Origin of the sequence: Providencia sp. PROV114, assembly GCF_032704305.1 — a bacterium.
GTDB classification, from domain to species: Bacteria; Pseudomonadota; Gammaproteobacteria; order Enterobacterales; family Enterobacteriaceae; genus Providencia; species Providencia rettgeri.
Map to the genome: position 1 here is coordinate 4,085,978 of NZ_CP120528.1, position 23,926 is coordinate 4,109,903.

Genomic DNA, 23,926 nt, shown 5'->3' on the forward strand with positions numbered 1-23,926 from the left:
TCATGACAACTTCAGAAAATCCAACAAATAAACGGACTGTTCCTGCTGTTTCTATCAAAACCGCTTGCACTGGTGTATCAAACAAAGCGAATGAGCTAGGCATGCGACCTATGCAAGAACGTGCCTTTGAAAAACGGGGGGAACAATACTTATTAATTAAATCTCCACCAGCGTCGGGTAAATCACGTGCATTGATGTTCATTGCCCTAGACAAGTTAGCCAATCAAGGCATTCAACAGGCTTTAATTGTTGTTCCTGAACGTTCTATTGGCAGTAGCTTCGCAGATGAAGAACTGACTAAGTACGGTTTCTGGGAAGATTGGAAAGTACAACCACACTGGAACTTGTGCAATGCTCCAAATGCCGACGATGAAAAAATTGCAAAATCGAAAGTAAAAGCAGTCGGTGAATTTCTAGCAAGTGAGGATAAAGTCCTTGTCTGTACCCATGCGACTTTTCGTTTTGCAGTCGAAGAGCTTGGTGTAGAGGCTTTTGATAATCGACTGATAGCCATTGATGAATTTCATCATGTAAGTAGCAATCCAGACAATAAATTGGGTGCCCAGCTCACTCAGTTTATGGAACGAGATAAAGCACATATTGTGGCGATGACAGGCTCATATTTCCGTGGAGATTCAGAGGCAGTACTTTCCCCAACTGATGAAAATAAATTTGAGACTGTTACCTACACCTATTATGAGCAATTGAATGGTTATAGCTATTTAAAAGCACTCGATATTGGTTATTTCTTCTATACAGGAAAATATACCGATGCTGTAATGAAAGTATTAGACCCTAGCCTAAAAACAATTATCCATATCCCAAACGTCAACTCCAAAGAAAGCACCAAAATTGGTAAACAACTCGAAGTTGAACATATCATGGATGCAATGGGAACTTGGAAAGGCGTAGATGAGGAAACTGGTTTTCATTTAATCGAAATTACAACAAAAATAGGTAATAAGTGCATTTTAAAAGTTGCTGATTTGGTTGATGACAGTGATTCTGCTAAACGCTCTAAAGTACTGACGGCACTCAAAGATCCAACGCAGCGATTTAACCGTGATCATGTTGATACAATTATTGCATTAGGTATGGCGAAAGAGGGCTTTGACTGGATTTGGTGTGAACATGCCTTAACGATCGGTTATCGCAGTAGTTTAACTGAAATTGTACAGATCATTGGTCGTGCCACTCGTGATGCTGAAGGAAAGTACCGTGCCAAATTCACTAACTTAATTGCTGAGCCTGATTCTTCTGAGAAGTTAGTGGTTGAGGCAGTCAATGATATGCTAAAAGCGATTGCCGCAAGTCTATTGATGGAACAAGTCTTAGCACCACGTTTTGAGTTTACTCCTAAAGATCAGGGTGCCTTAGATGGCTTTGATTATGGTGAAGATGGTTACCAGAAAGGTAAAAATAATATAGGTATTAATGATAAAACTGGACAAGTCCATGTTGAGATCAATGGCCTTAAAAAACCTGAATCTGAAGAAGCTAATCGAATCTGTAAGGAAGATTTGAACGAAATTATCACAGCCTTTGTACAGAATAAATCAGCAATCGAACGAGGCTTATTCGACCAAGAAAATATTGTGCCTGAAGAATTAACACAGTTAGCATTAGGTAAAATTGTTCAGGAAAAATACCCAAAGCTAGAAGCTGAAGATCAAGAAGCAGTTCGTCAACATGCAATTGCAGCTTTTAACTTAATTCAACAAGCAAAGAAAGAACTTGAACAAGCACAGGAAACACTTGGAGGAACTACTCCCCAATTTACAGATACTGATAACAAACCTGAATCAAATTTAGCCTTTATTCAAGGCGTAAAGAGATTTATAAATGTCAGAGATCTTGATATTGATTTAATCGATCATATCAATCCATTTGAATCAGCTTATGCTGTACTCTCAAAAGCAATGGATGAGACTACACTGCGTCAAGTCCAAGCTCATATTTCTTCTAAACGTATCAATCTAAGCCCTGAAGAAGCAAAAGAGTTAGCAATTCGTGCAGTACAATTTAAAAAAGAACGTGGTCGTTTACCAGATATAAATTCTCAAGATGCTTGGGAACAAAGGATGGCCGAAGGCATTGCAGCTTTTGCAAGATTCAAAACACAAGAAAAAACGAAATCTGAAATTTGATAGTGGACAATAAGTAATGAAACGTCTTTCAGATGAACAGATTCTAGATGAACTAGAAATCGAATTTGAGTTAAATTCTACTAAGGTTTTAACTCCGTTAGAAGAGCGTCTAATTTCTGGATTTGAGGAAATTAATATCTTCTATGAAACCCATCAACGAGTTCCATCCCTTGATGATGCAGGCATCTTTGAAAAAATATGTGCATCTCGTCTTGAAAAAATTAAACAGAACTCTGTAATGAGTTCTATTGTAGTCCATCTCGATAAATTCTAACTAATAATTAAACAAGGTAAATTTTATGGCTGATATTTCAGATGATGATTTGCTATCAGAATTAGGTATAAATTTAGCACCAGTAAAACAGGTGACCTATACAGCCAAAGAAGAGCGCATAATTTCTGGGTTTGAAGAAATTATTCAATTCTACGAAATAAATCAAAGAATTCCATCAAGCTCAAATAATGCTGATATTTTTGAACGCCTTTATGCCGTTAGACTTGATCAACTTAGAAAATTGCCTGAAGCCGTGTGTCTGCTAGAAAACTTCGATCAATATAATCTATTAAATAGTATTACTTCTGAACCATCTGATATATCTGAATTAGAGGATGATGACTTACTTTCTGAATTAGGAATTGAAATAGAAGATGAACACAACATATTGATTTTAAATAATGTTAGATCTAGTGATGAGAGAAAAGAAGCTGAACTCATTGGAAAACAAAAGGTTTGTGAAGATTTTGCAGTATTTAAACCATTATTTGAACAAATCCAAAAAGATTTAGATACCGGTACTCGATATACTAAACGTTACGGTAAAAACAATGTTTTAGAAAAAAATGATTGGTTCATACTAAATGGACAACTGGTCTATATAGCTGAAATAACAGAATATTTTGAGATGTCTGATGGACATCTTGATGCTAGAACACGTTTAATATATTCAAATGGGACTGAAAGTAATATTTTGATGCGTTCCTTGACAAAATCTTTATACAAAGATGAAACTGGAAGGCGTGTTTTAATTACAAATAATACCGGCACTTTATCTATTGAAGAAAATTTACCGAATCAAGAAAAAGTGCTTGAAATAAAGAGTGGAACCATTTACGTACTTCGTAGTTTATCTAGTAATCCCTTTATCTTAGGAAATAAACAAGTTATTCACAAAATTGGTGTAACAACAGGCAAAGTAAATCAAAGAATTACGGAAGCTAGAAAAGACCCAACTTATTTACTTGCTGATGTTGAGTTAGTGGCAACTTATTCACTTCCTAAAAATATTGTACCACAGAAATTAGAAAAGCTTATTCATAAAGTCTTAAAATCAGCACAACTTGATATTGTTATCGAAGATAGATTTGGAAATCCTGTCAAACCTAAAGAATGGTTCTTAGTTTCTCTTAACATCATTAACGACATTATTGATCATATTAAAAATGGTTCTATTGAGACTGTTTACTACGATGCGGGAAAAGCTCAACTAATTTCCATATCTTAGTATGAAGCTTTATTGTTTACCTCAATATGAAAAATCAATTAATTACCAATATTTCAGTATGATACTTTTTTGTATCATTACAGCTGGCATTGCTTGAGCTGGCTTATGCTACGCCAATGCAGGCAGTTATCGATTATTGGAAAATCGTACCGTACCACAGTCAGACTTTAGCTAACTTTGTCGGCTGTTACGGTCGTGTAACACTGTCCCTGTGTTAAATACGCCTGCACCAACGGGTGCGGGCATTTAAAATGACAGAGGACTCGTTATGTCTCAAGTTAAACCCTTCTCCTGGCTTATTCGTGTTGACGTCGCGCCTATTTGGGTCGCAGATGGCTTTTGTATGAACAATCAAGCCGCCCTGGATATGCTCGCCAATCAACTACCATACGCCGACATGAGCTTTGAGCTCGGTGCAGCCGTTATTGCCGGGCCAGATCCGCGCCGCATCATCAACGAAAACGGTTGGGATACCAATCCGTCGGAAGAAGCCAAAATTCGCGCGGAGTCTCCGCTCGCTTACCCCGAAAACGACAAGCAGGGTACTGACCTCATTTCCACACTCACGGATGCCATCGCCCTGATCGAAAACGATTTGCCTGCTGATAAAAAAGCGGCCGTTCTGTCGCGCCTGCATCACGCGCTGGCACTGGTGGACGGTTCCGAGCCGATTGTCGATTTTGAATGGCAAAACGCTGAATAAATCCTGCGCGCCCTTCGTGGTGCGTTTCTTCGGGTTAATCACGCTCAACTGAACGAAAACAGAGGTGAATTATGCAAACTGAAAAATTCCGCTGGATGATCTGTGATTGCTGTGAAGGCCACGGGAAAGTGGATAACCCCGCATTTTCCGATGGGTTCACTGGTAGCGAGTGGAACGAAATGGACGATGATTTTCGCGATGAATACCGCAAAGGAACCTATGATGTTCAGTGTAGCGAATGCAAGGGATCAGGAAAAGTTAAAATTCCTGACGTCAGCCGCATGACCTTTGCCGAAAAACGCGTATTGGCAGCCGAGCGCCGAGAAGCCCGTGAAGATGCTGAATATCGCCGTCAAGCTGCACACGAACAGCGTATGGGGTATTGAGCCATGACTCCGCGCCAGATTATTGCATCGCACATCCGCCAACACCGCACAATCCCGCCGGGATCGATAATCTGGCTGCATGCTAATGGGCTTGACGATTTGGTCAGTATTGACGAGGTAGGGTGCTCACTGGATAGCTGGCTTAAAAAAATAGGTTCGCCTCCTGAACTGACCATTCACCTGGATACGCCGGAAGGCGATTTCGAGGACCAGTGGTGTTTGGACACGTCCATTTTTAAACACGCCCCTCCGGTTCGTGAGGTTGTTGAACCAGCGAAGGTAATAGCACGTCGTGAACGAGTTGCTGTTTTTGGCGAGAAGATGATCGCCACCGCTGAGCATGTCATTCACCTTTATACGGATTACCTTGCAAACATGTTCTGTCGAGATTTTGGCTATGTGGGAAAAAAACCATTAGTCCGCGTGAACTGGGCTGCAAAGAATTCGTGGGGTGGTCATCGGAACATTACGATCAGCCCCGGATACCTCTACGAGACGGATTTGGTCGAAATATACGGCCTGCGCATGTTTGCATGCTACTTTCACGAGTACGCGCATGTTTGCAAGGATAAGGAAATTGGCTCATTTTATTCCATTAACCGACTAGACCATCTTCGGGCGCTGGTAGCGCATGAGCTCGCGCATTTTTTCCAATTCAATACTGCATCGAAAAACTATAATCAACACGATGCAAAGCAGCATCTACCGCGCCTGGATTACCGTACACCACACGGGGAAGGGTGGCAGTTCATTTACCGTTACCTGAAAATGCCCCTCAATTTGCGACTGAATTAATTACTATTTTAATTATTAACATTGTACCATTGCTTCAAAGTATGTATTCCTGAGTTTTGGAGAGTAAATGTATTTAATAATGACGGTCCTATTTATGATCGCAGCGATATTTTCCTTCGCAAAAACAATGAAAGTTGTGCTAGAAGAAGCGAGCCTTGACAAGGAAAAACGTATAGCAGCTATCGGACAAGTAAAATTGACTTGGCTATTCTATGTTCCGGCTTTCTTCTTGCTCCTTGCTCCATTCATCAAATCATTGATGGATGCAGGCTCTGAACAGGTGGACCAATCAGGCTCCAATTTACCTGTATGGCTTTTCCTGGCTGGTGGCCTGTACTTGCTGTTTGGTGCCGCGCTTTTATTACGCAAAGCCATGAAAGAAAAAACTCTCGGACAGATAGGCACTATCCTTAATATCCAGATCCTTCTGTGGGTCGGCCTTTACAGCACATTTGCGGCCTATGACCACTTGAAGTTTGCAGATGAACATTTTGGGATAATGAGCACCCGCCTGATTGAGATCGGTGGTGTGAAAGATGTCACTTGCGAGCAAGAACTGATGTTGGTTAACTTCACTGAAGGTCAAACGACTCCAATGCAATGGCGGTGCCCTACAGGTTTCTCTTTGCTGAACAAAACAAATCATCCTTTCGTTCCTTGGCCGGATTACACCGAAGGTGAAAGCGAGCAGCTTGCCGCTGCAATGAACAAAATCATGACGGAAGCGAAAGCCAACTCACAGTAACGGAACTCTCCAACCAAAGGCCAGCAATACTGGCTTTTTTTACGCCCATTTCCCATCGATAAAAAAACAATCGAAAAAAGACTATTTTTTTCCGCATTTGCTATTCGTCACCGGTACACGCCGTGTTTAACTGGATTCAGAAGTAAGCACAAACACGTAAACAACCAATAACAATTTGCGGAGTAACTATCATGACTATCAACGTACAACAAATCTTCCAAGCTTCCCGTGACAACGAGCTGATGGGCAATCTGGGCGCTATCATGCGTCAGATGGACAAGGCCCCATCCACGCTGCGTGGTCTGAGCGACTTCGTATCCAAAGAGCGCAAAACAGCTGCAAACAGCGCGCTGTTTGAAGAGCTGAACGTTGGTCGAAACAACGTGTACGCGGTCAGCGTCTCATGGTTGTACGTTGAAGAAGGCCTGAACCTGCGTGAGGTTGATGTAGAGCGCGCAGAGATGTTCAAGAACGCCTACCTGAACCACCCGAGCAGCGTCCCGGCTATCCGCGTTAAAGTGGTTGTTGTGAACGGTGTGACTCGCCTGAAAATCATCGACGGTCACCACCGCTTCACCGGCCTGATGGCCGCTATCGCTGAAGGTGCAGTATTTGAAAAGCTGATCATTGAAGAGTTCGAAGGCGGTAAGGACGAAGAAGTCTTCAACATGATCGAAAGCGCCAACACCAAGCACCTGAAGATGATTGAGCGCGCTGAAGGTTTCCGCCGTCTGGTTGATTGGGGCCACGAAATCGACTCTATCGCTCGTCGTCTGGGTCTGTCCGGCGTAACCGTTCGTCGCAGCCTGATCCTGGCTAAAGCCGAAGAGCGCATTAAAAAATTGGTACGAGACGATAAAGTGTCCGGTGATGTTGCGATTGACGTGATCACTGATTGCCAAGGCACCGACCGTGACGCTTTCGACATCCTGATGGCTTCTCTGGCTAAAGCCGAGCAAGCAGGTAAAAACCGCGTCACCGCGCGCTATGTGTCTTCGCCGAAGAAAGCCAAGGTGAAACCAAAAGTCGTGCGCAAAACCTTCGAAAGCCTGTTGCCGACGTTGGATCAGCTGCGCTCGCAGATCCCTCCCGCACCAACGGCTGAGCACGAAAACCAGATTGAAATCGCTGAGACCGTGCCGGAAGAAGTGGTGCTGCGTCTGTCCCCTGAAGTTGCCCGCCAGCTGATGGCAGCGCTGAGCGATGTAGAAGCGGCCAAGCTGGAAGAGGAAGCCGAACAGGCGGCGAAAGAAGCTGCTGAGGCTGAAAACGAAGGCAATGAAGAAGCCACTGAGGCTCATGACGGTGAAGGCGAGGGCGACGCTGAGGCATAAACCAACGCGCTGTCTTCGCAAGATTAGGCCGGTTCTCCGGCCTTTTTTATCTCACTTCACTACACCGCCCGTGCCGTTCAATAAAAAAATAACGTCACGGCAGCTCGGAGGTTTTATGGATCACGCACTGCCTATCCTGCCTAAAATCACCATCCGCGTCATTGATGACGCTTCCTTGGAAACGTTAGCTATCTCCCACTATGAAAGCCGAGGCTGTAAGCCGCGCGCGCTGGGGAAAGGCCATTCCATTCGCCGAAAAGGCAAAAACACCGACGCGTTTCTGGCTCGCATAAAAGTGAATTACGTTCGACAGCTGCTCAGCAACTACGATCACGATAAAGAAAATGCGTATCGTAGCTCTGGGCAGGAACGTGAAGCCTCTTGCATGAGCCAGCAACTGTATTCTGCAATTACACAGCATTACCCGTCCTTGGCGGCTGAATGTGAACGCCAAATCGCGCAACGAAACACGCTGTGAGGCCGGTGATGAAAGAGAAAAATCAACGTTCGTCCACGATCGCCACTGAACAAGATATGCGTCTGGCTGGTCTTCGAATGCCTCCCCATTCACTTGAAGCGGAGCAATCCGTTCTTGGCGGTCTGATGCTGGACAATGAACGCTGGGATTTGGTGAGCGAACGTGTTGTGGAAGGGGATTTCTTTACCCGTGCCCACAAAAGTATTTTTACCATGATGCAACGGCTGGTGGAATCAAGCCGACCGATTGACCTGATCACACTTGCTGAAGCACTGGAGCAACACAACCAGCTTGACTTGGTCGGTGGCTTTGCCTATCTGGCCGAACTGTCGAAAAATACCCCAAGCGCCGCTAACATCACAGCCTACGCCGACATCGTGCGTGAGCGTGCCGTAGTGAGGGAAATGATCACTGCGGCCAATGATATTGCGGATGCGGGTTACGATCCCCAGGGTCGGAATAGTGCTGAATTACTGGACCTGGCCGAAAGCCGTGTGTTCCAGATTGCAGAGGCTCGAACTAATAAAGACAGCGGGCCGATGGGCATTGATGCCATTCTGGAGAAAACTGTAACGCGCATCGAGCAGCTGTACCAAACACCGCATGACGGGGTGACAGGCGTCGATACGGGTTACACCGATCTGAACAAAAAGACAGCCGGACTCCAAAAGTCCGACCTGATCATCGTCGCAGCGCGCCCTTCAATGGGTAAAACCACCTTTGCGATGAACATCTGTGAGAACGCAGCGATGACACAGGACAAGCCTGTGATGATTTTCAGCCTGGAGATGCCAGGTGAACAAATCATGATGCGTATGCTGGCTTCCATGTCCCGCGTTGACCAGACAAAAATCAGGACCGGCCAACTCGATGACGAAGACTGGGCACGTATTTCAAGCACGATGGGCATTTTGCTGGAAAAACGAAACGTCTATATCGACGACAGCAGCGGCCTAACGCCGACCGAACTGCGATCGCGGGCGCGGCGGGTTTTCCGAGAAAACGGAGGCCTGAGCCTGATCATGGTGGACTATCTTCAATTGATGCGGGTTCCGGCGTTGAAAGACAACCGAACGCTGGAAATTGCAGAAATCTCTCGCTCTTTAAAGGCGCTGGCAAAAGAACTTCAGGTACCCGTGGTGGCCTTATCGCAGCTCAACCGCTCACTGGAACAACGTGCTGATAAGCGGCCAGTGAACTCTGACCTGCGTGAATCAGGTTCGATTGAGCAGGATGCGGATCTCATCATGTTTATCTACCGTGACGAGGTCTACAACGAGAACAGTGAGCACAAAGGGGTGGCCGAAATCATCCTGGGTAAGCAGCGTAACGGACCTATCGGATCAGTACGTCTGGCCTTCAACGGCCAGTGGTCTCGATTTGATAATTACTCAGGACCTCAGTACGAAGAATATTAATATATAGCGCCAGTTAGCACTGGCGCTATATAAGAAAAATAATAATTATTCTTCGAATTGTATTGGGTCTAATCTCAATTGAATGGTAGCCCCTCGTATAAAATCAATAAGCCCTTCAGTTAAACTAGTGCCTTTAGAAGCTCTTTCAGCCAATTCCATTAAAATCAAAGCATTGAGTTGCACATTTAAATCTGACATGTCAAGGTAACTGTAGTCTGGGAATATGCAGTAATTAATAGCGTGATCAGAAAGAGTGTCTTTCCATTTTATGGCGAATTCATCATCGCTATTTTTGGGGTTAAATGTAAAGGCATAAGCACCAGCTATTGCATCAGCGATTTGTATTCCGTGACATACTAACGAATCGGCAAAATTAATGGGGCCATTGAGATTAAAAGTGATTGGTATTTTGTTACCGTTTATCTCTATGAGTTTCTTGTCGTTTCGCCCAATCATTACATCTAAATAATCTGCTTGCTCCACTAATGGCTTTGAGCTGTCGCAATAAACACAAAGTTGTTCATATTCTTCGCCCCATTCACATAATAAATTGAATAATGAAGCAGTTGTTAAATCCAATATCCATTTACCTGTAGGTGTATTTTCGGATGAGGCCATCTCATCCAAAATATACTCCCTATTACATGATGTTATATTTCGGATCATTTGCAATATTTCTTGCTCTTGCCCTGAATGATTACCCTCATTTTCAAAATTAGAAAAAAAAGCATTTATATCATCTTCTCCCATCTCCCTTCTCATAAGTGACTGGAATTCAGTTAAAATTTGCTCAGCACCTTTATCTGAGTTTGTAATTAGGAAAATGTAGAGCACATTACTAACAAATAGGTGAAATTTTAACTTGTATAAAACTCTGTTAATCTCACTTAGTGCTGGCTCAAAAATGTATTCAAAAAACTTACCTGCAAGAGCAAATTTCTTATCAGAAACAACACCTTTAAACCTTCCTTGAAACTCAGTAATTATTTCATCTATAGCTTGTTTTCCTTTGGTGCGTCTCAACAACTTGTTAGCCTTGATTTCTTTATTTTGAATTTTGTACTTTTTAATTATTCGATCAGTAAACTCTTTAGCTTCATCAGGGGAGCATACTACTGACGCGTAGCTAAAGTAATGTTGCTTATCATCAAGCAAACCGTTGCCAGTAAACCCAGATTCATCAAAAAAAACTGAAGCGAGGGAGCCATGCTTGGTATTCATTCTAAACCCCAAAAAAATTTTAATTGTAATATATAAGATACCAGTTAGTTGGCTGAGTTAATAATTACCGTTCAATTTCGTCAGCAGTTCACCCCATGAGAAAATCGCCTGTAAACAAAACAAATAACAGGTGATTTATGCAGCATTCCTTCAACTTTGAAAATCCGGTTCCACCTTCCATATCTGTCTTAAAAGCGGACAAGTGGCAGGCCGTATGGCAAACACTGAAGGAAGATGCCGACCTGAACTTCTGTGATGCCAGTCGTGGAGTTAGCATGGCTGACCTCATCCTTGATGGCACCGCTTCTATCTATCAAGCTCTTGCTGATAATTGGACGATCTCCCTCGCCTGGAGTAGCGGTAAAGACTCCGAAGTTGTCCTGCACTTATTCCTCATGGCGTTGGTGCGCGCTGTTCGCGCGGGAATTCCTATTAGCCAACACCATTACCTTTTGCATACCGATACTGGCATTGAAAACCCTGAGATACGCTGGCTCGCCGATCAGAAACTGGCTGCGCTTGAAAAGTTCATCGATCAAGAAAACCTGCCGCTGTCTATTGTTCTCGCAAAACCGGGGCTCACCTCCAGCTGGACGGGGCGGATACTGACGGGGCGTGGCTTGCCCACGTTCACCAACAGCTCAGTGCGTCAGTGCTCCAACGACTTGAAGATTTTTGCGGCCAAACGCGCCAAAACGGCATACGTGAAAAGCCTGCCAAAATCCGTGGGTAAACGCGTCTGTTTGCTGCTGGGAAGCCGCGATGCAGAGGGCGTTATCCGAGCCAAAAACATCGCCTTAAAAGGCGGGAATGCGAGTCAGGTTAAGATCACAAAAGAAGGCGGCGAATTGTACCCCATCAGGCATTGGTTACAGGGCGACGTGTGGGAGTTTCTGCTAAGCGCCGGAAGCGCTTCTAAGTATCTGCTGCCGAGCTACCTGGACAGCAACAACGACACCGCTGAGCTCTACAAGGCCGCAACAGGGGAATGTGTTTGGTCGGGTTCTGAGAAAAAATCCAGTGAAGCCTGTGGGAGCCGGTTTGGATGTTGGGCTTGCCAGGCGGTCGGTCTCGATAAATCAATGGAAAACCTTCTGCGTTCTGATGACGATCGCCACGGTTACATGGCTGGGCTCAACCGTATTCAGCGATTTTTGTCCAAGCGTCGCAATGCGTGGGAAGATAGGCATCCTGTGGGTCGCACCTTGTATGCTGGAGGCTTCATCAAGGTTCAGCCTGATGTCTATTCACCGCGCTTCCTGGAGCGCCTGCTGCATGTTTGTTGCAGTATGGACTACGTTGAGCAGCTGCGTGCTGAGGATGTAGCCGATAAACTTCGATCGGGCGAACTGGAAAACACCGCCCACAACCGCCGCATGGCGTCACCTCAATTTCGCATTGTCAGTGAGGTTGCGTTAATCCATATAGACTTCATGTGGTCATTCCACCATTTTAACGAAAAACCGTTTCATGCTCTGGAAATCTATCGCCGCGTCTGGGCAAAAGGTGAGCTCGACTTACTGGAAGATGAGCCTGAAATGCCTGTCACCCCAAAGACCCCTATGCCCAAAGCATTGTGGGTCAAGGTCGGGCAGTTTGGTAATGATTCCGGTATGGATGGCCTGGCTGATCCCATCGCTGAAATGGCCTATTTTAACGGTGCCGACGATGAGCGTGCCAGCCGCATTATCAATACGCCGAACGGAAAACGTCGCGTGGTTAGCTTCAGCGAGGACAGTGAAGTGACCATCGACGCGGATGCTGCTGAGTTCATCATTTGGGAGGAATATCCTCGACTGCGTGAAGCGGTATTGGCTGGGCAATACACCTCCGGCAGTGCTGCTCAATTTTATCTGCGCTTCGGTGCAGTTTCCCTGTGCAAAGGAAAGTCAGCACTGTACAACCGCATGATGCAGCGCGGCCAAACTTATCGCAGCCTGGGCTTAAACGGCCATCAGACAATGGATGGGATTGCGTCTCGTAAAGACCTGCGTGTACTAACGACGGAACGCTATCAGTTTCTGATCGCCAACAAAGTGAACGCCAGTATCATCCGTCTACGCTGGTGGGCTAATCTGGCATTCACCATGCAGTGGCACTTGGCGAATCAGACCTCAACCGGTCAATGGATCCGTGCATCTTTGACGCGCGAGGATGAACTATCCATGCAGCAAGAGAAAAATAGGGCCAAAAACACACTTTCGGTTTTCGTGATCGGACATACCAGTGCTTGGTGCTCGTTGAAGCTGAGTAAGTCCGGCACGTCCACTGAGCGCGCTTTTCGTCGTTACCATCAACATACTCGTCGTAATGCAATTACAAGCTGCCAGGGGCTCTCTCAGCATCTGAGAGAAGTGATCGTCAATCAACTGAAACTGGAGTATCTGCGGATGCTGTGGCGACTGGATGATGGCTTGATGCTGAAGCATGACTCCGATCCCATCACCAAAATGGCTGGGCGGGACCCTGTTGCGCTAAGCAAACACTTCCGTCTCGTGGTGAGAACAATGGAGCGCTTCGTTCAGGAGGCAGCGTGAAACGCTTAATTTCGTCGGCAGTACAAGTTGAGTCAGTATTGAAGTTTACTATTCATACAGGATATGAATGATGAAAACGAATATGACCGATGTGTTGTTAGATGGTGCGTTGATTATGGTGTTAGGGGGCGCTCTGATCGCTGGGTTCGAATTGATGCCCAGCCAGGAGAAAACCGATTCTGTCATCGCTGAATACCGAGTCGATATTGAAAAACGTGACGGGTTAAGCCTGTACAGTAACAAAAGTACCGTCCGTATTGATGTAGTGGGTGAGATCCCGGCAGAAAAAGATCTGCCTCTGCCCGGCGAGCGTGTCGCGTTGATGCTCTACGACAAAAGTCAGGCGCAAATGTGTCAGGACAATCGTTGCATGGATGTGGACGTTATTATCACAAAACCTGCTTTTTTACGGAGGCATCATGAGCCTGGCAAACAATCGGCCTCAAATTAACTATCTTAAATTAATTAAGGCGGAAAAATTCCCTCCGGGGATCTGCGTTAAGTCACTCTCGGTTTTCGAACGCGACACATTGCGCGTGGCTTTAACCATGATGGCGCACTGGAACAATTATCCGGAGTCGCCAGTCCACATGCGGCCAGAGTGGTCAGCACAGGTGTCTCGGCTCTTGATTGAAACGATGAAGGAGCGGGACGAACTGAGAGCACACTTGAAGAGTCTCGGTGCTGAAGTGCCTGAGAAAGTAGTGAAAATGTCCGACATGACATTTCAGCAACTCATGTTGAAGTGCAACTGTAGTTGAGAAATTCACCCATTCCGAAAATGAGGTTTTCATGAATCCGACACCTGAAAAAACGAATGCTGGGCCTGATGTTGATGGTACCCGCAACGCCAATATTCTGACCAACCATGCCCGACTCGTGGACATGAAAAATCGCCTTTCATTCTGGGGGGCAGGCGTGAGCTTAACACCGGATGAACAGCTGGCGCTGATCCAGTTCCGGCTTCAGCACTTCTCAGACGATGTGCTTCCGCAATGCATTAAAGAGATTGCCGATGAACTGGGGTGTAAGCCAGATAATGAAGCGATGCTGCAATCGATTGACGATCTGCGTGTAGCGGCAGGTGAACGTGAAGCTATGGCACGTCGTGCTGGTGTCACTGTTTGCGAAATGAATCTCGTATTAGCACGTCCGGAAAGTGTGGTGAAGGCAGTTCCTGAAATGGTCATTGACCAAGTGTGTCATATTGCGGCCGAAATTCACAATAGGGGGGCGGGAGTGGGGGATGATAAAGCCCAAACCACCATTGATCGCATTCGTGAAGTGTTAACCAACGTCGGCCAGTAATTTCAGTGGGTGGGATTACCCACCCATTTCCACAAACTAACTTTGTTTTTCGATTTCCGTTGTGTTTACCCCTTTGTCAGCTGCATGGGAGGCTTGATACTGAAAGTCTGATACGCAAAGGAATAAACACTGATGAATTACTCACACATTCCCATGCCTTCCCGTGAAGAGCATTATGCTTTTTTAAAGTCTCACTATCACCATGCCCGTTTTGAAGGCCGTAATAATGCATCCTGGGGTGAGGACTACTCTCAGCGTATTGCTAATAGCGACTATCTAGAATTGGAAAAAAATGGTTATGCGCTGATCTCCAATCACGAGTCTGCTACCCGTGAAGCGGTGTTCTATCATCGTTCACTGGTCGGTTATGGCACGATGAGTTTGATGTGTGATAGCGCTTGTAACGCCCCTGAGGCGATTTGCCTGCAAGTTTCAGTTCCTGCTCACTTAGCTCCAAAGATCCCTGGAAAATCACTTAGCGAGCTTTTGGCGAAGCTTAAGCGGGACATTATGGGTACGTTTCCATTGTGTCGGGTAGAACTCGCTTCTGGCTCTAAAGAAATTTGCATCGAAGTATTCCAAGCCGAAGAAGTGATCTCAAAAGAGATCGTTGGTTTCACAAGCACGATCATTTCAAATTGGTCACAAGGGTAAAATATGACGTATTTAGAAGAAGTTTTTGCAGGTGTAGAGCGAAATAAAGGGAAAGAATTGGCTGACCTGTTTCGCTCTGCTGAGGCTCAAATTGCCCGTGCTGAACAGGGTTCCACTGAATCGGATGACAATGCATATGACCTTCGTCAACAAGAAGGTCTGAAGGTTACAGAAGCATTGATCAGAGCTGGTGGTTTGTCTGGAAAGACTATTGAGATCATTCGTTATAGTAAGACATCAACTCAGGTAGAAATTCGTGATGCGGATGGTTGCCTGGTGTGGCGTGATTTTACATTCACTAATGATTTTGTTTTTGGTCTGGCAAAAAATATTGCTTTTTAAATAAATTCGATCCCGTGTGGCTACTTAAACTTTAAGCGGATTGCATTCCAGATGTCCGCTTTTCAAATAGTTATACCCATTATTCACAGGGATGATCTAATAATTGGATCTTTTGATCTAATAACTGATCTAAAAAGACCTAAGGGATCTAAGGGCGAGATTGATTAATACTATCAAAGTATTATAGAACATTTTTCCCCCGCAAACATGCTGTTTCCTCCTGCAAATATGTAAGTTCTCCTTGCAAGTATGTAAGATCATCCTGCAAACATGCATATTTTCCCTTGCAAACATGCAAATCATTCCCCTGCAAACATGTATATGTTACTTCCGGCTGTGGACAAATAAAGGAAACCAAATCCTTATAGTTAATCTTTAAAATCAATCAATTAAAGGTGGTTTTTGATTTATGCAAGAATGAAGGAAAGGAGTTATTACTGAATAATCCACTGATTTCTAGGGACGGAAAGGCATCGGTTTTTAATAGAGATGCGGAGTGAAAAAGTAGGATTTGAAATTATTTTTCCCAATGGAAATACATTTAGAGTTTTTAAAGTAAATTGAAGGGTGGTAAGGAAGTTATCCCCGTTATTAACAGGAGTGATCTAATAATTGGATCTATTGTGATCTTAAATAACTAAAAACAACTAAGTGATCTAAGGTTGATATTTTATTTTATTTTCAACCAGTTGCAGAGTTAAATTCCCTTGCAAACATGCAAGATCAGCTTACAAACATGCATTTTTCCCTTGCAAATATGCTGATTTCCTCCTGCAAACATGTTATACATCCCCCTGCAAATATGCAAAGGCTCAAAATGCCTGTTAACAAATAATAATATTTTAGGAATAACTATGGCTAAGGATATTAATGATTTAGGCCTGTCTGTGGAAGTAAAAAACAAGACGACGGGCGAAATTGATTACATATCATCAACAGATACGCGATCGATTCAACCTATCTCACTGCTTAGGCTTAGTGTTTTTAGTCCCGTTAGTAGCAGGGAAAAGAAAAATGTTGGTAGCAGGGTGATGGATGCTTCGGAAGAGCTGAGAAACCTTGAGATTGTTAATAGCGAAGGTTATGACAGAGTCACCATATCTGGGCCTAAATTAGATATGGATACAGACTTTCGTATCTGGCTTTCAATAATTCAGTCACTCAGTGAATATCCAATGGTAGACAATAAAGTTGTGCTTCCCTTCAGTGATTTTGCAAAGATGTGTGATTACAACACAAGGCAAATTAACAAAATCCTGAAAGAAAGGGTCGCTAAATCACTTCGAAAAATTACATCCACTTCAATATCTGTGTACAAAGATACTGGCGATGATTTGATTAGTGCTACAACTCACTTGTTGAATTTCTCCAGGGTGGATACAGCTGCAAACGAAGTTATTTTGGAATTCAATCCAAAATTAAGTGACTTGTACAAAATGGACTACAAGCGCGTTCTGAAGCTGAAGGTATTCCCTGCGATCAAAAGAAATGAAGTGGCAAAGGCTATCTATGCTTTTCTTGAAGGGTTGCCAAACAGTGAGAATAGGGTGCAGATAGTCTCATTTGAAAGGTTGATGAAGCGTTTAAATATGCGCTCAGACCCTTATAAGCAACTTGAAATGGTTAGAAGGGCAATGAAGTTATTAGAAGACGTCAAATACCTCAAGTACACTGAAGGCTATAGGGTGTCGAAAGGAAAGCGACAAGTTTTTTTCTCAATCAATTCGCGTGACCCAGATTTGTTGAAAAATACCGACCTGGATTAAGTATATTCCAGGGCGTATGCGTCCCCCTGCAAACATGTTATTGAGGAACCGTGATTTCCTCCTGCAAACATGCTGTTCCCTTGCAAACATGTCGTGGAAGGGCAGTTATATCCCCTTGCAAAGATGCTATTCCCTTGCAAACATGCAGCGAAGGGGCAGTTATATCCCCTTGCAAATATGCTGTTCCCCTGCAAACATGCAGCGGAGGGGCAGTTATATCCCCTTGCAAATATGCTGTTCCCCTGCAAACATGCAGCGGAACGGCAGTTATATCCCCCCTGCAAATATGCTTTTCCCTGCAAACATGCAGCGGAACGGCAGTGAATTTCCCCTGCAAACATGTAGGGGAGGGGCTGGAGTTTCCCCCCTGCAAATATGCTTTTCCCCTGCAAACATGTAGGGGAGGGGCTGGAGTTTCCCCCCTGCAAATATGCATTCCCCTGCAAACATGCAGCGGAACGGCAGTGAATTTCCCCTGCAAATATGCTTTTCCCCTGCAAACATGTAGGGGAGGGGCTGGAGTTTCCCCCTGCAAATATGCATTCCCCTGCAAACATGCAGCGGAACGGCAGGGAATTTCCCCTGCAAATATGCTATTCCCCTGCAAATATGCAGCGGAACGGCAGTGTTATTCCCCTGCAAATATGCTATTCCCGTGCAAAGATGCAGCGGAACGGCAGTGTTATTCCCCTACAAATATGCTATTCCCCTGCAAACATGCAGCGGAGGGGGCTGAGTTTACCCCCTGCAAATATGCTATTCCCCTGCAAACATGCAGCGGAGGGGCTGAGTTTACCCCCTGCAAATATGCTATTCCCCTGCAAACATGCAGCGTAGGAGCTGATTTTACCCCTTGCAAGTATGCTGTTTTCCGCAGACGCGTAACGATGGGGCGGAGTTTCCTCCTGCAAACATGCAGGTGAATGAAGGTGGTTTCGCCCTGCAAACATGCGCTGGTCAGATCCCTCTATCCCTATTCAAATATGTCTTTCTGTGCGCCTGTGACCTATTCGTCAGCTGTTCACTACGTGTAAAGATAGTAATAGAAAATGAATCACAATTGAGGGCAGAGCCATGACAGGCATTGTAGTTCGTGAAGAACACGTCGAACGTATCCAGCGTTTCAACTCACTTCAAAGCGGGCAATATTGGCGCGCAATGCAGGATATCCCAGAAGAAGCTATCCTGATGGATGAGGTACTTCTCATCGAATCCCTACGTTGGGTTGAAAATCAGCTTCATACCGTCATCCTCCGCGCACATCCGAAGCACTACGAGCAATACGCAACCTTTGTCACAGTAGACAAAGACGGCGTTTCTCACAGTGTTAAGCGAACTGTCAAAGAGCACCGATTCTTGTTTAATGACTTTGTTGAGCTTTTTGTATTCGCTGATGATGCGCGTCAGATCCGTGATGCTGAAGTCGCATTGTGCCAGCAGCGTGTTACCGATCTAACTCAATCTCTGTCGAAGTCTCTCGCTAACCCTGAGGCGATGAAAGCTATTGTGACAGAACGTATTGAGCAAAAAGCCGCAAAGAAAGGTGTAAGTGCGAGCACCATGCCTGCTATCAGTAATAACGCTATTCGCCTGGCTACAGGCTCGGTGGGTAATGCTATTGCAGCGGGCGTGACTGAAGCCGATATCAAGAACATGCGTGATGCGGCCGAGCAAAACCATCAAATAGCGACAATCCAATCCGAGTGGATCCAAGAGCGTAATATCGAAATTACAGCGGCAGTTCAGGCTGTGGTGCCTTATTTTGCCGAAATGGCAGCGGCGCAGCTGGCTGCAACAGAAGATGCGCGTTCTCAGGTTGACAAACTGATGGACGGTATCAAGTCTTTAGATCTCTATATTGGCAAAGACGTCAACGTGAAGGTGATCCGTAAAGGGCAGTCCGCTCCCAGCAATGAGCCTCTGACCTTTGTTCAGCAGAAATTGATGGTCGATGAAGAGTTGGCCATCTACCACGACTTAAGTGACTGGTTCGACTTTGGTGACCTGGACAAGTTCTATCAAGCGCTGTGCAATACCCATGCGCTGGTGGATCAAATTTTCCCTTCGCCGCGCTGCGTACTGGTCATGGCAACGACTCGCCGCTATATCGACTACAAAGACCGTATGGAAAACCTTATTAATAACAGCGAGAATGCCAAGGTATTCTTGATGGTTCGCGACGGCGAAAACCTGTATCGCATCGTGTCCCCTGTGGAGTCTCACCTGGGTGCGAACATGCTGTTCCCGTCTCGGGATGAGCAAGAGCGCTTGTTCCGGGGGATGGATGGGGAACAAATTAAATTCCAAAACGTCGCTTATTCTGATCGGCTGAAGGCGCATGAGCGCATGGCACTGCACTACAAACGTTTCCTGATTATGTGTTGTGGGCTTGACCATCGGGAACAACTATTTGGTGATTTCTACGACCGGAGTCTGGGTCTGAATTTTGTGTCGATGAAATTCCAAGAGCAACATTGCCGCTTCATTCATGATGCTGACGGTACAGGCATGCTGAGTAACCCAGAAAATAAAAAGTATCCATCCTTGGCTGGTTTCATCGAATGGGCAAACAGTCACCTACGTAGCGGCTCTCGTGTGATGTGCCAATGGCATTCACTGGCGAACCCAGAGACTGCGCCAGGTGCAGCCAAAGAAAATGACGATCGTTCCTATGGTTCCTTTAGTTTTACCGTGGACTTTAAAGACGACCGCAACGTAGCTGTAGCCTTTATCAAAGACGGCCTGTTGAATGTCAAAGCGCCAGTCAGCAAGACCAGTTATAGCAACAAGAGAGGAAGTGTGACGCGTGACTATAACGTCAACGTCTGTATCGAAAAGTACAACAAACAGTGGAAGGAAGACGACGCACGTTTGCCTTACCTGTGCCTGGACGCGGTCACCGCTGAGCATCTGGAGCACTACATCTATTCTCGGGCTGTGCGCTCGGACCACACCTACTACATTGCGCTGTTCAAATCGTTGGCTAAGTACCTACGAGAAGAGCGTCAGTCAGAGCAGAAGTCTCGCGACCTGCTGAAAGCAGCGCTGGTGGTAGGGCGTGTGGGGAATGAAGCCGACCAAGATACCGTTATCGACAAAACAGTCATGGCATGGCGTGCAGCGAACCGTGGAGCACCTTTGGCAGAGGCGATGGCCGACAAAGCGCAGTGGGAAAACCTGCTGGGCGTGATGGACATGATCGCCTGCCGGGGCATGAATATGCTGCCTCAGATAGTCGATTTTGCGCGCATAATTAAGGCCGCACCTTTGCGCCTCATTGTGAACACGAATGGTAAATTATCGTTGTACGTTGCGCCAACGGATGGTGAGCGTGATGATCGGATAGAGCCGCATATCTGGGTGCAGCGCATTAACTTCAACCTGACGAAAACGGGAATCAAAGAAGGCTCACGCAGCTGGGTGAAACTGAACGCCTCGAATGTGGCGGAAACAACAATTTTTGAATGGCCGGAGGCGGAGGCGTGGAAGAATCTGAATGCTGCTTTTGGCAGTTATGAAGAAAAACAGGAAGCGTTTAGCTTTGTGGAAAGCAGAGCCGGTGATCTACATCGTTTAAACCCAGCCAACCAAAGACGTCTGGCGGAAATGTCTCATCTTTGGAAAGAAGCTTACTACGAGATGAACTACGTTCATGAGACGGGTGGGCAAGTCCAGGTTCCAGCTTTGATGATCCCGATCGGCATCCGCATTGAAGGCAGTGAATGGAACTTTGTGTACGTGGGCTCTATAAGCCGATCGGTACACTGCATCTATCAGTTGCTGGAAAGTGAGAGCGCCAAGAGCGGTCTGGCGGAGATGTATGCATCGTTCTACAAACACCCTGAAGGGCGCATCAAAGAACTGAGCACAAAGGCTGCTGACATGTGGATGTTTTCCTCTAAGGAAATGCCCGACGTGAACATGTTCAGCACGAACAAGGATCTCGAATACAGCGGGCTGGACTATTCACTGAATAGCAACTCTGTATCCGAAATACACAGCTTTGATGTCCGCTGGCGCTACGCACAGGAATACGTGTCACATCCACATCGTTCTAAGAGCACGCTGTGGCTTGCAGAGAGCCTACGCGATGAAAGCGGCAGGCCTATGATCGATACACTGCTTGGTAGTCCTCACCTCCACCAGGATGCCCCTGTCGATGTGATTGAAGTGACGTTGCCTCAGCGTTATGACGATCCGAATAAAGCGAAGATTGCGAAGACAAAAGCACCATTCAACCATGCTCATTGGTTCGATATCTGCCCTGTTGGGTACAACGAAAATCAATGTCTGGAGGGCATTATTGCACCAGTGAAAACCTTTACCAGGATGACTTTTGCCAACAAAGAACTGGCGTTGCATTACATCTTTTCGCGTAACTCAGAAGCGAGAAAATACCAGACCGGTTACTTCTCCGAGGTGGAAGTGCCATTGCCTGAAGGCGTGACACGCTGGACAACGCGTAATTAATACAGTGTATGAATAGCATTATCAACCGCCCCTGAGGGCATTTAGGAGGTGAATGTGTCTCAAGAATATAACCCGATCCCGCGCAATGTGATGTTCACGGAATTCCTTCAGTTACTGGAGGAAGACGGCTTACCAGCCAGTCACCTGGAAACCGTCCGTAAAATTTTTGCGGAGATCACCCAGCAGGTGAATGAATTTGGTCCGGAGCGTGGTGCGTTGTTGGCACTGGCAGAGGCTCACTCACCGTTTTACCGTGATTTGAAAGCTGAAAAGGACTTTATCAGCGGCGTATTAAACATGCCTATTTTCTTTCACGGAGTATTAAACATGCCTATTTTCTTTCACGGATAAGTAGGCGATATGTGTTTTTATAGGCCGGTTTCCGGCCTATTGCTGTTCATTTAGATAATAAAGAATGTAACCAGAATAAAGCAGATTGCTTTTCGTTATTTCAGCGTCGAAACATTGCTTTAATTCATCAGGTGTTTGAAATCCATATTGGCTTAAATTGTCCTTTGCAAAGCCGGATAAGCGCCAAAAATCGAAACCATTGAATTCCCCGTGTTCTCCAAAATCAAAATCGATAGTGCCCGTTCGTAAATGCACGGCGCATCCGTAACCATGTTTGAAATACCTGATGCCACTATGCAACTCCCCGCTTTGTGGAATGCTGTTTCCTGCCCACGCGTTATTAGATATTGGCAATTCGAACCCTGAGAGCTTCATTAACTCAATGGCTTCAGAAACGCGTTTTAAATAATCATTGATTAGGTCGCGAAGACGACTGTCCATATTAACCACCTTGTTATTAATTTTAATCAAAACAATATCCTCGCTAGCGGTCTTGTCAAGTTAGAGGGGGCTTGATTTTTAAAATGAGGATTAGAAATTTCATTACCGGTTGTCTACGGGGGACAATATCCTGGTCTACCACAACACTTAAGCGAGGAAATATGATCACTTTATTCACCGCAGTGGCTTCTACCTCTGGTGGGGCGCTCTTTTTCATTTGCCTGGGCATTACCTGTTCAGCGATAGCCATGTTGACCGCGAAAGGAGTCAAAGCAAAGATCGCTAAAATTGGCCTGGGTATCTTAGCGGGATATTTCCTGTTATTTGTTGTGACTAATTCAGCGATGAAAACGCAGAAATCTGTCGCAACCTCCATCGCGAAACGCGTACCGTTACCTACTTTCCCCATCGCTGATGCAGAGGCAAATCAGCTGAAGTCTGAGTATCTTGAAGCTATTGCTACTGCGTCGTTGTTCAGCGAGCCCATGCCAACCAAACGTATGATGGCCGTTCAGGAAATGGCGGAAGCACTGGCACAGGAGCAGAATGAAAGGTTGATTCGGATCATCAACGGGAAAGGTTAAGTTGCCCCGTTTTAATCGCTCACTTCGGTGGGCATTTTTTTGCCTGAAGCAAAACCAATCACAAAAGAAATAATTCAAAATAATATAGTTTACGCTATTCGTCAGCGGCTGAGGTCATGGTTTACTAATTACATAGAAACCAACAAGGCTGAATGAAATGAACGACGTGAAAATGGTTAAAGTATTGAGAGATAATACCTTCTGTCACGCTGCGTGGATGGATTTTAAAAAGGTCTTAGGAGAGTCACCTTTTGGTGTTTTCCTGGAGTTTGTAGACCCACGCAATGGTGCATTAGTTCAGCTGATGTTTCCATTCTGGTGCAAGCCTCAGAAAACGTATAAGCCAATGGGTAACGTGTTTATGACCCAATGGCACGGATTAACTCTGACAATCCCGCCCGACTTTGATTGGTGGGTTCAGGCTCAATCTAACGGCATTGGAATGCGTCGTATCGACCAGAAAGTTCAGTTTCTAAAGCACGGGGAATATGTGGAGGTAAATCTGAAAGTCGAAATGGCTACAGTCATTCGCGTTAACCCAGTGTTTTCACCCGAGTTCGACGCTGCCACACATGCTTAGCGTCTGATCAATGAAGTGGGCTTCCCAAACCCACGATACCCCTTAATGCCCATCACCCTCGATGGGCATTTTTTATGATAAAAATCAGCGTGTAATCACTTCGTCAGCGGTCAATCTCATGCTTGAATGATTGGGTCAACAAAATGAATAAACCGAGGAAGTTA

At 45.4% G+C, this 23,926-nt stretch carries 23 protein-coding genes; 21 read left to right on the forward strand and 2 right to left on the reverse strand.

Annotation, left to right across the window (positions count from 1 at the left end):
* The first annotated feature begins 2 nt into the window (after nucleotides 1–2).
* The 10 genes from P3L37_RS18380 to dnaB all read left to right on the forward strand — a co-directional run bounded on the left by P3L37_RS18380 (nucleotide 3) and on the right by dnaB (nucleotide 9,508).
* Nucleotides 3–2,147: a DEAD/DEAH box helicase gene (locus tag P3L37_RS18380; RefSeq protein WP_196738654.1), complete on the forward strand. Its 2,145-nt coding sequence runs from the start codon at nucleotides 3–5 to the stop codon at nucleotides 2,145–2,147.
* Between the two features lie 16 nt (nucleotides 2,148–2,163).
* Nucleotides 2,164–2,421: a hypothetical protein gene (locus tag P3L37_RS18385; protein ID WP_042847073.1), complete on the forward strand. Its 258-nt coding sequence runs from the start codon at nucleotides 2,164–2,166 to the stop codon at nucleotides 2,419–2,421.
* Between the two features lie 25 nt (nucleotides 2,422–2,446).
* Nucleotides 2,447–3,649: a GIY-YIG nuclease family protein gene (locus P3L37_RS18390; protein ID WP_042847071.1), complete on the forward strand. Its 1,203-nt coding sequence runs from the start codon at nucleotides 2,447–2,449 to the stop codon at nucleotides 3,647–3,649.
* A gap of 268 nt (nucleotides 3,650–3,917) precedes the next feature.
* Complete coding sequence (locus tag P3L37_RS18395; protein ID WP_042847068.1) at nucleotides 3,918–4,352, forward strand: hypothetical protein; 435 nt, start codon at nucleotides 3,918–3,920, stop codon at nucleotides 4,350–4,352.
* Between the two features lie 71 nt (nucleotides 4,353–4,423).
* On the forward strand, nucleotides 4,424–4,738 hold the full coding sequence (locus P3L37_RS18400; protein WP_206646170.1) for a hypothetical protein: 315 nt from the start codon (nucleotides 4,424–4,426) through the stop codon (nucleotides 4,736–4,738).
* A 3-nt stretch (nucleotides 4,739–4,741) separates the two neighbouring features.
* Complete coding sequence (locus P3L37_RS18405) at nucleotides 4,742–5,533, forward strand: hypothetical protein (protein ID WP_042847066.1); 792 nt, start codon at nucleotides 4,742–4,744, stop codon at nucleotides 5,531–5,533.
* Nucleotides 5,534–5,627: 94 nt separating this feature from the next.
* A complete protein-coding gene (locus P3L37_RS18410) occupies nucleotides 5,628–6,278 on the forward strand; it encodes a hypothetical protein (RefSeq protein ID WP_272667563.1) in 651 nt (216 codons plus the stop codon).
* Between the two features lie 191 nt (nucleotides 6,279–6,469).
* Nucleotides 6,470–7,612 (forward strand): ParB/RepB/Spo0J family partition protein, encoded by a 1,143-nt coding sequence (locus P3L37_RS18415; protein ID WP_042847065.1) that lies wholly within the window; start codon nucleotides 6,470–6,472, stop codon nucleotides 7,610–7,612.
* Nucleotides 7,613–7,727: 115 nt separating this feature from the next.
* Nucleotides 7,728–8,090, forward strand: a complete 363-nt coding sequence (locus P3L37_RS18420; protein ID WP_206646169.1) for a hypothetical protein — start codon at nucleotides 7,728–7,730, stop codon at nucleotides 8,088–8,090.
* 8 nt (nucleotides 8,091–8,098) lie between these two features.
* Nucleotides 8,099–9,508 (forward strand): replicative DNA helicase, encoded by a 1,410-nt coding sequence (dnaB, locus tag P3L37_RS18425; protein ID WP_206646168.1) that lies wholly within the window; start codon nucleotides 8,099–8,101, stop codon nucleotides 9,506–9,508.
* Between the two features lie 45 nt (nucleotides 9,509–9,553).
* Here dnaB and P3L37_RS18430 read toward each other — a convergent pair whose 3' ends face one another.
* Nucleotides 9,554–10,729, reverse strand: coding sequence for a DUF3800 domain-containing protein (locus P3L37_RS18430; protein WP_206646167.1), 1,176 nt, complete (start codon nucleotides 10,727–10,729; stop codon nucleotides 9,554–9,556).
* Between the two features lie 137 nt (nucleotides 10,730–10,866).
* Between P3L37_RS18430 and P3L37_RS18435 the strand changes: the two genes are divergently transcribed.
* From P3L37_RS18435 to P3L37_RS18475, 9 genes are all read left to right on the forward strand, one after another.
* Nucleotides 10,867–13,266: a phosphoadenosine phosphosulfate reductase family protein gene (locus P3L37_RS18435; protein WP_206646166.1), complete on the forward strand. Its 2,400-nt coding sequence runs from the start codon at nucleotides 10,867–10,869 to the stop codon at nucleotides 13,264–13,266.
* Nucleotides 13,267–13,333: 67 nt separating this feature from the next.
* Nucleotides 13,334–13,717, forward strand: a complete 384-nt coding sequence (locus P3L37_RS18440; protein ID WP_166268273.1) for a hypothetical protein — start codon at nucleotides 13,334–13,336, stop codon at nucleotides 13,715–13,717.
* Nucleotides 13,686–14,027, forward strand: coding sequence for a hypothetical protein (locus P3L37_RS18445; protein WP_042847060.1), 342 nt, complete (start codon nucleotides 13,686–13,688; stop codon nucleotides 14,025–14,027). Before P3L37_RS18440 ends, P3L37_RS18445 begins: the two co-directional genes overlap by 32 nt.
* 31 nt (nucleotides 14,028–14,058) lie before the next feature.
* Nucleotides 14,059–14,574, forward strand: coding sequence for a hypothetical protein (locus P3L37_RS18450; protein WP_042847059.1), 516 nt, complete (start codon nucleotides 14,059–14,061; stop codon nucleotides 14,572–14,574).
* 132 nt (nucleotides 14,575–14,706) lie between these two features.
* The gene (locus P3L37_RS18455; RefSeq protein ID WP_191901267.1) at nucleotides 14,707–15,228 is read left to right on the forward strand and encodes a hypothetical protein; all 522 of its coding nucleotides are present in this window, start codon (nucleotides 14,707–14,709) and stop codon (nucleotides 15,226–15,228) included.
* Nucleotides 15,229–15,231: 3 nt separating this feature from the next.
* The gene (locus tag P3L37_RS18460; RefSeq protein WP_191901268.1) at nucleotides 15,232–15,570 is read left to right on the forward strand and encodes a hypothetical protein; all 339 of its coding nucleotides are present in this window, start codon (nucleotides 15,232–15,234) and stop codon (nucleotides 15,568–15,570) included.
* 854 nt (nucleotides 15,571–16,424) lie between these two features.
* Nucleotides 16,425–17,336, forward strand: a complete 912-nt coding sequence (locus P3L37_RS18465) for a RepB family plasmid replication initiator protein (RefSeq protein WP_042847057.1) — start codon at nucleotides 16,425–16,427, stop codon at nucleotides 17,334–17,336.
* A 1,074-nt stretch (nucleotides 17,337–18,410) separates the two neighbouring features.
* Complete coding sequence (locus tag P3L37_RS18470; protein ID WP_042847054.1) at nucleotides 18,411–21,806, forward strand: hypothetical protein; 3,396 nt, start codon at nucleotides 18,411–18,413, stop codon at nucleotides 21,804–21,806.
* 54 nt (nucleotides 21,807–21,860) lie between these two features.
* Nucleotides 21,861–22,157, forward strand: a complete 297-nt coding sequence (locus P3L37_RS18475; RefSeq protein WP_042847053.1) for a hypothetical protein — start codon at nucleotides 21,861–21,863, stop codon at nucleotides 22,155–22,157.
* A 36-nt stretch (nucleotides 22,158–22,193) separates the two neighbouring features.
* Here the strand turns inward: P3L37_RS18475 and P3L37_RS18480 are convergent, their stop codons facing one another.
* Nucleotides 22,194–22,598 (reverse strand): DUF6896 domain-containing protein, encoded by a 405-nt coding sequence (locus P3L37_RS18480; protein WP_042847052.1) that lies wholly within the window; start codon nucleotides 22,596–22,598, stop codon nucleotides 22,194–22,196.
* A 161-nt stretch (nucleotides 22,599–22,759) separates the two neighbouring features.
* On the opposite strand from P3L37_RS18480, the gene P3L37_RS18485 reads away from it, so the two are divergent.
* Nucleotides 22,760–23,182 (forward strand): hypothetical protein, encoded by a 423-nt coding sequence (locus P3L37_RS18485; protein ID WP_162762193.1) that lies wholly within the window; start codon nucleotides 22,760–22,762, stop codon nucleotides 23,180–23,182.
* A 157-nt stretch (nucleotides 23,183–23,339) separates the two neighbouring features.
* Nucleotides 23,340–23,762 carry a hypothetical protein gene (locus tag P3L37_RS18490; protein ID WP_042847049.1) on the forward strand — a complete coding sequence of 141 codons (423 nt, stop codon included), beginning with the start codon at nucleotides 23,340–23,342 and terminating at the stop codon, nucleotides 23,760–23,762.
* Nucleotides 23,763–23,926 lie beyond the last annotated feature (164 nt).

Bases quoted from the DNA above. Each gene is read 5' to 3' on its own strand.
- P3L37_RS18380 (WP_196738654.1), top strand. From the start codon at position 3: ATGACAACTTCAGAAAATCCAACAAATAAACGGACTGTTCCTGCTGTT.
- P3L37_RS18385 (WP_042847073.1), top strand. From the start codon at position 2,164: ATGAAACGTCTTTCAGATGAACAGATTCTAGATGAACTAGAAATCGAA.
- P3L37_RS18390 (WP_042847071.1), top strand. From the start codon at position 2,447: ATGGCTGATATTTCAGATGATGATTTGCTATCAGAATTAGGTATAAAT.
- P3L37_RS18395 (WP_042847068.1), top strand. From the start codon at position 3,918: ATGTCTCAAGTTAAACCCTTCTCCTGGCTTATTCGTGTTGACGTCGCG.
- P3L37_RS18400 (WP_206646170.1), top strand. From the start codon at position 4,424: ATGCAAACTGAAAAATTCCGCTGGATGATCTGTGATTGCTGTGAAGGC.
- P3L37_RS18405 (WP_042847066.1), top strand. From the start codon at position 4,742: ATGACTCCGCGCCAGATTATTGCATCGCACATCCGCCAACACCGCACA.
- P3L37_RS18410 (WP_272667563.1), top strand. From the start codon at position 5,628: ATGATCGCAGCGATATTTTCCTTCGCAAAAACAATGAAAGTTGTGCTA.
- P3L37_RS18415 (WP_042847065.1), top strand. From the start codon at position 6,470: ATGACTATCAACGTACAACAAATCTTCCAAGCTTCCCGTGACAACGAG.
- P3L37_RS18420 (WP_206646169.1), top strand. From the start codon at position 7,728: ATGGATCACGCACTGCCTATCCTGCCTAAAATCACCATCCGCGTCATT.
- dnaB (WP_206646168.1), top strand. From the start codon at position 8,099: ATGAAAGAGAAAAATCAACGTTCGTCCACGATCGCCACTGAACAAGAT.
- P3L37_RS18430 (WP_206646167.1), bottom strand. From the start codon at position 10,729: ATGAATACCAAGCATGGCTCCCTCGCTTCAGTTTTTTTTGATGAATCT.
- P3L37_RS18435 (WP_206646166.1), top strand. From the start codon at position 10,867: ATGCAGCATTCCTTCAACTTTGAAAATCCGGTTCCACCTTCCATATCT.
- P3L37_RS18440 (WP_166268273.1), top strand. From the start codon at position 13,334: ATGATGAAAACGAATATGACCGATGTGTTGTTAGATGGTGCGTTGATT.
- P3L37_RS18445 (WP_042847060.1), top strand. From the start codon at position 13,686: ATGAGCCTGGCAAACAATCGGCCTCAAATTAACTATCTTAAATTAATT.
- P3L37_RS18450 (WP_042847059.1), top strand. From the start codon at position 14,059: ATGAATCCGACACCTGAAAAAACGAATGCTGGGCCTGATGTTGATGGT.
- P3L37_RS18455 (WP_191901267.1), top strand. From the start codon at position 14,707: ATGAATTACTCACACATTCCCATGCCTTCCCGTGAAGAGCATTATGCT.
- P3L37_RS18460 (WP_191901268.1), top strand. From the start codon at position 15,232: ATGACGTATTTAGAAGAAGTTTTTGCAGGTGTAGAGCGAAATAAAGGG.
- P3L37_RS18465 (WP_042847057.1), top strand. From the start codon at position 16,425: ATGGCTAAGGATATTAATGATTTAGGCCTGTCTGTGGAAGTAAAAAAC.
- P3L37_RS18470 (WP_042847054.1), top strand. From the start codon at position 18,411: ATGACAGGCATTGTAGTTCGTGAAGAACACGTCGAACGTATCCAGCGT.
- P3L37_RS18480 (WP_042847052.1), bottom strand. From the start codon at position 22,598: ATGGACAGTCGTCTTCGCGACCTAATCAATGATTATTTAAAACGCGTT.
- P3L37_RS18485 (WP_162762193.1), top strand. From the start codon at position 22,760: ATGATCACTTTATTCACCGCAGTGGCTTCTACCTCTGGTGGGGCGCTC.
- P3L37_RS18490 (WP_042847049.1), top strand. From the start codon at position 23,340: ATGAACGACGTGAAAATGGTTAAAGTATTGAGAGATAATACCTTCTGT.